Here is a 5,542-nt window from a genome sequence, read left to right as displayed (position 1 = left end):
GCGGTGTAGTCCTAGACACCTCCACCACACCGGAGGTCTTCGCCATGATCAAGACCTGCGACTGTCAACAACGCTCGTGATCAATACAGCTAGGTTCTGTCCCGCCGATCATGTCCGGAGCCAGATGATGGTTGCTGCGACGGCGACAGTGCCCAGGTAGACGTATGCGCGCTTGTCGTACCTTGTGGACACAGCTCGGTAGTTCTTGAGCTTGTTGATCGCCCGTTCCACGGTGTTGCGCTTCTTGTACCGCTCCTCGTCGAGGCCGGGTGGGCGCCCTCCTGCCCGGCCCCGGCGTACGCGGTTCACGGCCTGGTCGCTCTTCTCGGGGATGACGTGGCGGATGCCTCGTCGCCGCAGGTAGCGGCGGGTCCGGCGATTGCTGTATGCCTTATCGGCGCTCACGCTGTCCGGTGTGGTGCGCGGGCGGCCCGGCCCGAATCGAGGCACCCGAATGCGTTCCATGACTGGCTCGAACTGCGTGCAGTCCGCCCGCTGGCCTGTCGTCAGCAACAGTGAAAGCACGCGGCAACGCCCGTCCGCGCTCAGGTGAATCTTGGTGGTGAACCCTCCTCGGGAACGACCGAGTGCCTCACCTCCTGCACCACCTCCGCCAGGCGGGCGCACAGTCTCACCCACGGTCTTCCGCTCTGGTGTGCCATCGCGGCCGCCCCTTTTGACGCGGCGGGCGGCGGAGCTTTCCGCGCTGGCCGCATGCTGGTGGGCACGGATCGAAGTGGAATCAACCGAGACGTCCCAGTCGATCCCGCCGGCGGCATCGGCCTGGGCCTGCACCTGCTGGAGTAGCCGTTCCCAGGTTCCGTCGGCCGACCAGCGCCGGTGGCGCTCGTAGACGGTTTTCCACGGCCCGTAGCGTTCAGGCAGGTCACGCCACTGCACCCCGGTTCGCACCCGGTGCAGGATGCCGTTGACCACCTGACGATGATCGCGCCACCGCCCGCAGCGGTTGTTGCCCGTGGGCAGGAGCGGCTCCAGACGTCGCCACTCCGCCTCTGTCAGATCCCCCCGACCAGTCACGCAAGAGCCAACGAACCAGTAGACGACATGGGTACGGTCAGCACCTGCGATGCCACCACGCCAACTCCGGGTCTTCCATCGGCTCGTGATGCGTTCGCCCGAGGAGCACGGCGTCCAGGCGCTCGACCTGCACCCGAAGTTCGCCGGCGGCGCTTGACGGAAGCATGAGCAGAGCATCTTGCAGCTTGTCCCGGGCCCAACCCTCACCGCAGCAGAGGCAGGTGAACTCCGCCTCCCATTGTCTCCACCGGCGCCTCGTGCCGTAGACGCGCACGGACCACACGCTCAGCGCCACCGCCACGATGCCCGGAGACAACCGCTCCCGTTCGAGCACACGGACAGCGGAATTCGCCGCTCCCGACAGACCTGGGACATCGCGATACCGCACCCAGGGTCTACCCCAGCCGCGTTCCCGCGGCCGAAGTGAAGCTGGTGTTCTACGAGGCACGGCCCCTTCGGATGTAAGTCATGGGCGGCATCCTCCCACAACCCATGATCGGCGGGACAGAACCTAGGGCGCCTCGGGGACCCGGGAGGCCGCGGGTGCCTGGGGGGTCTGGGTTCGCAGGGCCGAGGCGTAGATCTCGTCGGGGTCGAGCCTGCGGAGTTCCTCCGCGATCAGCTCGGCGGTCGTGCGCACCTTCAGGGCGAGGACACGGCTCGGCTGGCCGGGGATCGACAGCCTGCCCACCGGGCCCTCCGGTCGGTCGATCCGGATCTCACCGTCGGGCGTGCCGAGGCGTACGGCGGTGACCACGGGCCCCTCGCTGACGACCCGTTCGACCGGCACCCGCAGCCGGTCCTCGAACCAGCGGGCCAGCAGTTCGGCGCTCGGGTTCTCGGCCTCGCTCTCGACCGCCGCCGAGACGACGGTCGTGCGTGCCTGGTCGAGCGCGGCGGCCAGCATCGAGCGCCAGGGAGTGAGCCGGGTCCAGGCGAGGTCCGTGTCGCCGGGGGCGTAGGAGGACGCGCGGATCGCGAGGGCGGCGAGCGGGTCCTCGACGGCGTAGGCGTCGGTGATACGGCGCTGGGCGAGCGAGCCGAGCGGGTCCGCGGACGGCACACGGGGTGCCTCGGACGGCCACCAGACGACGACGGGGGCGTCCGGGAGCAGCAGCGGCAGGACGACGGAGTCGGCGCGGACACCCAGTTCACCGTGCAGACGCAGCAGGACGGTCTCGCCCGCGCCCGCGTCGGTGCCGACGCGCACCTCCGCGTCCAGGCGCGTCTCGTGACGTCCCCTGGGCGAGCGGGCGTGGCGCTTGATGACGACGAGGGTGCGGGAGGGGTGCTCGCGGGAGGCTTCGTTGGCCGCCTTCAGAGCGTCGTAGGTGTTCTCCTCGTCCGTGACGATCACGAGGGTGAGGACCATGCCGACGGCGGGTGTGCCGACGGCCCGGCGGCCTTCGACGATCGCCTTGTTGATCTTGCTGGAGTTGGTGTCCGTGAGATCGATCTTCATGGCCGGCGCCCGTTCCTTCTGTCGCGTGCGATCGCTGTAACGGTAAGCGCCCGAGCGAGCGGGGATCTTTCCCTTCCGCCCGGCGCGTTGACCGTCTCGTGCGGTGTCGGCCGACACTGACCGTCGGGTCGTCGACGACGAACGAAGTCTGCAGCATGGAAGGGCCCGTTCCGGTGAACTTGGGGTCACGGCTCGCCCTGCGTCCCCCGTCCCGCACCCCGCACCCCGCACCCCGCACCCGGCATCCCACACCCGGCACCCGGCGTCCCGCACCCGGCGCCCTGCGTCCCAGACCCGGCGCCCGGGACGCGCCTCCCGCAGGGCCGGGCCAGGGCGTCAGCTCAGGAACGCCGCCGTGGCCGTGACGAACCGGTCCGGGTCGTCGAGCCACGGGTAGTGGCCGGCCCCGGACTGCACCACGAGTGAGGCGTCGGGGAACAGTCCGGCGAACTCGGCCGTCGAGGCGGGTGGACTGTTCAGGTCGAACTCCCCGGCGAGCAGCAGGACGGGCGCGCGGAACGCGGCGAGCGCCGCGCGGGTGGCCGGTGGGTCGAAGGCGCCGTCGGCCCCGAAGCCGGCGACGGCCTCCGCGTTCCGCGGCCGGCTCACCGCGTGGTGCTGTCGCGCCGCCGCGTCCCAACGGCCCCGGAGGAAGGGGGCGATGCCCTCCCAGTCACTGCCCGTTCCCTCGGTGATCGCCTCCAGGGCGGCGTATGCCGCCGGGAACCATGGTTCGTCTGCGCGGAGCCGTGCGCGCTCGCGCCGCATCTCGCCGGTGATCGTGACGCCGACGGCCGCGGTGCCGGGGGTGATCAGGGCGAGCGTGCGGACGCGCTCCGGATGCCGGGCCGCGTACCGAACGGCGAGGTTCGCGCCGCCTGAGTGCCCGAGCAGGTCGATACGCGGCAGGCCGAGGTGCTCACGCAGGGCCTCGACGTCGTCGACGAGCCGATCGCAGCGGTACGAGGAGGCGTCCTCGGGAATCGCGGACCGGCCGGTTCCGCGCGAGTCCGGAACGACCAGACGGCGGTGCGCGGACAGGCCGCCGAGGTCGCCGAGGTAACGGGAGTCCGTCGGTCCTCCGGGGAGGCAGACGAGAGGGTCGCCGACTCCCTCCGTACGGTAGGCGAGGCGGGTTCCGTCTGAGGCGAGGTAGGTGGGCATGGCCGGATCCTGGCACGCGCGACCGGCTTGTACAACCTGGTTATGACAGCAGTTCCGAGGGTGTATAACCGTGGCATGGCAAGCGCAGAGGACACGTATCGGAACCCTCCGTCCGCGGAGACGCTGACGGAGGATCAGGCGGAGCGGATGCTCGCCGCCATGAACGAGGTCATCCGGGCGGGCGAGGAGATGCGGAAGCTCCGCGCCGAGATGATCCAGCTGTTCGCCGGGCTCGGCTGGACGCAGGAGAGGATCGCCCGGCTCGCCGACATGAGCCAGCCCGCGGTGTCCAAGCAGGTGGCGAAGTACAAACCGGCCGGCCCGCTGCCGCCGGGGGAGCTCGCTCTCGACCAGCACGACGTTCCATGGCTGGAAGGACGGCTGTGGGGGCTGGCGGAGGCGATCGCCGAGGTCTGCGACGGCACCGCGCGCTGCGCCCGCTCCGTCGACGCGCTCGCCCGCGGGCGGAAGCGTTTCACCCCCCAGAACGTGGACGCGCTGCGGCGCCTCGTCGAAGAGGACCTGAGGGCGCACCGCGAGCGGCTGCCCGCCGCCTTCCAGGCAGCGTACGACACCATCGGTCGGGGACTCGACGTCCCTGCGAAGGCGACCGCGAAGGCGTCCGTGAAGGGGACTACGGATCGGGCCGCGCAGGGGACCACGAAGGGGAGCACGAAGGGGAGCACGAACGGGGCCGCGCAGGCGATCCCGACAACGTCGCCCTCGGTCCGTCGGACCCTCGCCCACCGCATCCAGCGCGACCGGCTAGAGGACGCCAGCGGGACCCCGCGAGGAGGAGCCGCTCAGCGGTGACCCTCCCCCTCACCCCCTCACCCCCTCGCCTCCTCGCCTCCTCGCCCCTCCGTTCAGTCGGCGAGGGTCGTGGCGGTGATGTTCTTGACGACCACTCCGGCGTGCCGCATCGCGTATCCGGCCATCTTGGCCTCGTCGATGTCGGTGATGTCGCCGACCGCGTACACGTGCACGTACCCCTGGGCATGGAGGGTCACGGGGACCCGGGCCCTCGGCGGTTCGGTACTACAACCTGCTTGATAAGCACACGGCCTCCGAACTCCCTGTCGTGGCAGCAGCGTTGTACGGCCGCACAGCCGCCCGTCCTGGCGCCCGCGATCGGCGCCCGGCACCCGGCGGTGTCGGGAGGGGCGCAGCGTAGAGTGGGCGAGGCGCGGGCGCGGCGCGAGCATGAGGAGTACGAGTGACTGCGGTGAGCCTCGAGCACGCCACCGTCCCCGCCGACACCGGCGAAGTGACGCTGCTGATAGCCCGTCGGGTGGAGCCCGGATACGAAGCCGCCTTCGAGCGGTGGGCCCAAGGGATTCTCGACAGCGCGGCCAAGTTTCCCGGCCATCTCGGCTACGGCCTCTTCCGCTCCTCGGGAGGCGACGCCCCATGGTTCCTCGTCCACCGTTTCCGTGACGCGGAAGCCTGCCGCGCCTGGCAGGAGTCACCGGAGCGGGCGGCCTGGTTCGACGACTGCGAAGGACACCACCACACCGAGATCGCACGGCGCCGACTGACCGGCATGGAGACCTGGTTCGCCGAACCGGGCTCGACGCGTCCGGCGCCTCCACGATGGAAAATGGCGATCAGCGCGACTCTGGCGATCTACCCGATCTCCGTGTTCGGCGGCTACTTCTTGGTCCCCCACCTGACCGCGCTGCCCCTCCTGCTCAGCAGTGCGGTCATGGCGTGCGTCTTCAACGTCCTGATGACATACGTGGCGATGCCGGCGGTGAGCCGGCTCCTGCGCGGCTGGCTCAGCGGCTAGGTGTATTGACCCGCAGGGTTGTTGACGCGGGTGATGGGTGGGTGTCCGTCGAGTGCGGTGTGGCAGCGGTGGTGGTTGTAGGTGTGGAG

6 protein-coding genes are annotated in these 5,542 nt (G+C 70.2%); 2 read left to right on the top strand and 4 right to left on the bottom strand.

Going from position 1 to position 5,542, the window contains the following annotated elements; all coding sequences use genetic code 11:
• Positions 1 to 108 precede the first annotated feature (108 nt).
• From ACZ4VW_RS32550 to ACZ4VW_RS32540, 3 genes are all read right to left on the bottom strand, one after another.
• The gene (locus ACZ4VW_RS32550; RefSeq protein ID WP_467968766.1) at positions 109 to 1,038 is read right to left on the bottom strand and encodes an IS5 family transposase; all 930 of its coding nucleotides are present in this window, start codon (positions 1,036 to 1,038) and stop codon (positions 109 to 111) included.
• A gap of 511 nt (positions 1,039 to 1,549) precedes the next feature.
• Positions 1,550 to 2,500, bottom strand: coding sequence for a glucose-6-phosphate dehydrogenase assembly protein OpcA (gene opcA / locus ACZ4VW_RS32545; protein WP_467968764.1), 951 nt, complete (start codon positions 2,498 to 2,500; stop codon positions 1,550 to 1,552).
• Positions 2,501 to 2,836: 336 nt separating this feature from the next.
• Positions 2,837 to 3,664: an alpha/beta fold hydrolase gene (locus tag ACZ4VW_RS32540; RefSeq protein WP_467968762.1), complete on the bottom strand. Its 828-nt coding sequence runs from the start codon at positions 3,662 to 3,664 to the stop codon at positions 2,837 to 2,839.
• A gap of 75 nt (positions 3,665 to 3,739) precedes the next feature.
• On the opposite strand from ACZ4VW_RS32540, the gene ACZ4VW_RS32535 reads away from it, so the two are divergent.
• Positions 3,740 to 4,477, top strand: a complete 738-nt coding sequence (locus tag ACZ4VW_RS32535; protein ID WP_467968760.1) for a sigma-70 family RNA polymerase sigma factor — start codon at positions 3,740 to 3,742, stop codon at positions 4,475 to 4,477.
• A gap of 53 nt (positions 4,478 to 4,530) precedes the next feature.
• Here ACZ4VW_RS32535 and ACZ4VW_RS32530 read toward each other — a convergent pair whose 3' ends face one another.
• Positions 4,531 to 4,674, bottom strand: coding sequence for a hypothetical protein (locus ACZ4VW_RS32530; protein WP_467968758.1), 144 nt, complete (start codon positions 4,672 to 4,674; stop codon positions 4,531 to 4,533).
• A 206-nt stretch (positions 4,675 to 4,880) separates the two neighbouring features.
• Here ACZ4VW_RS32530 and ACZ4VW_RS32525 point away from each other — a divergent pair, with 206 nt between their 5' ends.
• Positions 4,881 to 5,453 (top strand): antibiotic biosynthesis monooxygenase, encoded by a 573-nt coding sequence (locus ACZ4VW_RS32525; RefSeq protein ID WP_467968756.1) that lies wholly within the window; start codon positions 4,881 to 4,883, stop codon positions 5,451 to 5,453.
• Positions 5,454 to 5,542: the final 89 nt, after the last annotated feature.

Source organism: Streptomyces sp. NPDC029139, assembly GCF_055564335.1.
This window is presented reverse-complemented; position numbering and strand designations above follow the sequence as displayed.

Excerpts from the sequence above, each read along its gene's own strand:
- opcA (WP_467968764.1), bottom strand. The coding sequence starts at position 2,500 with ATGAAGATCGATCTCACGGACACCAACTCCAGCAAGATCAACAAGGCG.
- ACZ4VW_RS32540 (WP_467968762.1), bottom strand. The coding sequence starts at position 3,664 with ATGCCCACCTACCTCGCCTCAGACGGAACCCGCCTCGCCTACCGTACG.
- ACZ4VW_RS32535 (WP_467968760.1), top strand. The coding sequence starts at position 3,740 with ATGGCAAGCGCAGAGGACACGTATCGGAACCCTCCGTCCGCGGAGACG.